Here is a 2734-nt window from a genome sequence, read left to right as displayed (position 1 = left end):
AGCTCGTCGCCGGAGTAGTCCTCGACGACCTGGCCCCAGCCGTCCAGCAGCTCGGCGGACTCGGCCGGCAGTGCCTTCTCCGCCGAGGCCAGCACGGTCTCGATGCCGCCGGCGTCCGCCTCGGCCCGCTCCAGCTCGGCCTTGGCGATGCGCAGGGCCTGGCGGCGGCGGGCCGCGTCGGCGTGCTTGGCGGTCTTCGCGTGGTAGCCGCGCAGGGTGTCGGCGATGTCGGCGAGGTAGCGGACCTTCTCCGGCGGGATGACGGCGGCGAACTCCGACGACGTCTTGCGGTCGGTGCGCGGCAGCCGCCCGTCGCGGCTGGTCAGGCCCTGCTCGGCCAGCAGGTCGGTGAGGTGGTGGTACAGCGCGGTGACGCCGTCGTCGTTGAAGGTGGCGGCGGAGGTGCCGTAGACCGGCATGTCCTCCCAGGTCTCGCCGAACGCCTCGCGGTTGCGGACCAGTTGGCGGCCCACGTCGCGGCGCGCGTCCTCGGCACCCCTGCGCTCGAACTTGTTGATCGCCACGACGTCCGCGAAGTCCAGCATGTCGATCTTCTCGAGCTGCGACGCGGCGCCGAACTCCGGCGTCATCACGTACAGCGAGCGGTCCGCGAACGGCACGATGCCGGCGTCGCCCTGCCCGATACCGGGGGTCTCCACGATCACCAGGTCGAACCCGGAGGCCTTGAGCACGTCGATCGCGTCGCCGAGGCGCTCGGGCAGCCCGCCGTCGCTGCCCCGGGTGGCCATCGAGCGGAAGAACACCTGCTCACCGACCAGGGAGTTCATCCGGATCCGGTCGCCGAGCAGCGCGCCCCCGCCCTTGCGCCGGGTCGGGTCGACCGCGAGTACGGCGATCCGCAGCTTGTCCTCCTGGTCCAGCCGGAAGCGGCGGACCAGCTCGTCGGTGAGCGACGACTTGCCGGAACCGCCGGTGCCGGTGATGCCCAGGACCGGGACGGGGTGCTGCTCGACGGCGCTAGCGATCCGGGCCCGCACGTCGTCGGGCAGCACGCCGGCCTCGGCGAACGTGAGCGCGCGGGCCAGGGTGGCGGTCTCGCCGGAGAACACGCCGTCGTAGGACGCGGGCGGTTCGGCGGTCAGGTCCACGTCGCACTCGCGGATCATGATGTTGATCATCCCGGGCAGGCCGAGCTTCTGGCCGTCCTCCGGGGAGAAGATCCGGGAGACGCCGCGCGAGTGCAGCAGCCTGATCTCCTCGGGCACGATGACGCCGCCACCGCCGCCGTAGACCTTGACGTGGCCGGCGCCGCGCTCGCGCAGCAGCTCCACCAGGTAGCTGAAGTACTCGACGTGCCCGCCCTGGTACGAGCTGATCGCGACGCCCTGCACGTCCTCCTGGATGGCGGCCGCGACGACCTCGTCCACCGACCGGTTGTGCCCCAGGTGGACGACCTCGGCGCCCTGGCGCTGCAGGATGCGCCGCATGATGTTGATCGCCGCGTCGTGCCCGTCGAACAGGCTCGCCGCCGTGACGAACCGGACGGGGTGGGTCGGCACGTGCAGCTCTGCCATCGCGACGCTCCTCAGGCTCGACGGGTCAACCCACTTAGTTTGACACCCGATCATAGGAAGGCCAACCTTTTGGGCCGATGTCGTTCCTCACACCACCCGCTACCGAAGTACCCCCCTAGCAGGGCGTGAAATCGTCGATGCCGCCGGCGACCTGCCGCAGCGTGACGTCGAGCCAGTTCTCCAGCGCCGCAGCCTGCTCGGGGCCGGGTTGGGCGAGCACGTACTCGGCAACCGCCTCGGAGGCCATCAGCCGGAAGACCAGGACGAGCTGGGCGGCGGCCACCCTCGGCCGCGGCGCGTGCGGATCCTCGCCGACCTCCTCGGCCAGCACGGCGGCGACCGCCTCCTCGAAGTGCTCCCACATCAGCCGCATCCGCGCCTTCAGTACCGCGCTGTCGCCCACCGTGCGGCGCAGCCGGTCCAGCCCGGTCACCGCCGGCGGGTCGTAGGACGCCAACAGCTCGCGCAGCAGCCCGCCCATCGCGTCCAGCGGCGTCTCACCGGGGGCACGCCCCCGGATCCGCGCGACGATCCGGTCCCGCATCTCGGCCTCGCCGTCGAAGACCAGGTCCTCCTTGGCGGAGAAGTACACGAACACCGTCTTCGGGGAGATGTTCACCGCGTCGGCGATCTCGGCGACCGTGACGTGGTCGAAACCACGCTCGGCGAACATCGACTGGGCGGCGTCCAGGATGGCACCGCGGGTCATCAGCTTCTTGCGCTCCCGCAACCCGAGGCGCGCACCGCCGTCACCCTCAGCCATCATGACAGCAGCTTACGAGATGACCTCTGGAAAGAACGACATCCAGTAACTTTTCTCTCCGCTCACCCACGTTGTGCGCCAGGGTGCCAGGGCGCCAGGCAACCCGTAAAGCCGTAGCCGGCGAAGAGGTGAGCCTGTTACTTTTAGTATCAGCATACGTTCGTTAGATGATGTTGCGAGCTGTCGGGGGGCGGTCGGGTCCGATGAGCACCGAGACCCTCGACCGAGCTCCGGTGGCACCGCCGGCCGCGAGCGCGCCGAACAGCAGCTGGCTGGTCCCGCTGCTCGTGCTGATCGTCGGCATGTTCATGTCCGTACTGGACATCAGCATCGTGAACGTGGCGATCCCCACCATCCAGCGTGACTTCGGCGCCACCACCGACGGCATCCAGTGGATCACCACCGCCTACACCCTGTCGCTGGGCGTGGTGGTCCC

At 69.8% G+C, this 2734-nt stretch carries 2 protein-coding genes and 1 pseudogene; 1 reads left to right on the top strand and 2 read right to left on the bottom strand.

What is annotated here, in order from left to right:
* Both JWP64_RS15955 and JWP64_RS15950 read right to left on the bottom strand, forming a co-directional pair.
* Positions 1-1535, bottom strand: a 1535-nt coding sequence (locus tag JWP64_RS15955; protein WP_297497311.1) for a cobalamin-dependent protein, incomplete at its 3' end; no start/stop codon positions are given.
* A gap of 115 nt (positions 1536-1650) precedes the next feature.
* Positions 1651-2301: a TetR/AcrR family transcriptional regulator gene (locus tag JWP64_RS15950; protein ID WP_297497308.1), complete on the bottom strand. Its 651-nt coding sequence runs from the start codon at positions 2299-2301 to the stop codon at positions 1651-1653.
* 200 nt (positions 2302-2501) lie between these two features.
* Here JWP64_RS15950 and JWP64_RS15945 point away from each other — a divergent pair.
* Positions 2502-2734, top strand: a pseudogene (locus tag JWP64_RS15945) (MFS transporter); the annotation flags it as partial.

Origin of the sequence: Pseudonocardia sp. (assembly GCF_025465255.1) — a bacterium.
GTDB lineage: Bacteria > Actinomycetota > Actinomycetes > Mycobacteriales > Pseudonocardiaceae > Pseudonocardia.
Note: the sequence above shows the minus strand (reverse complement) of the source record. Positions and strands in the feature narration are given on the sequence as shown.

Excerpts from the sequence above, each read along its gene's own strand:
- JWP64_RS15950 (WP_297497308.1), bottom strand. The coding sequence starts at position 2,301 with ATGATGGCTGAGGGTGACGGCGGTGCGCGCCTCGGGTTGCGGGAGCGC.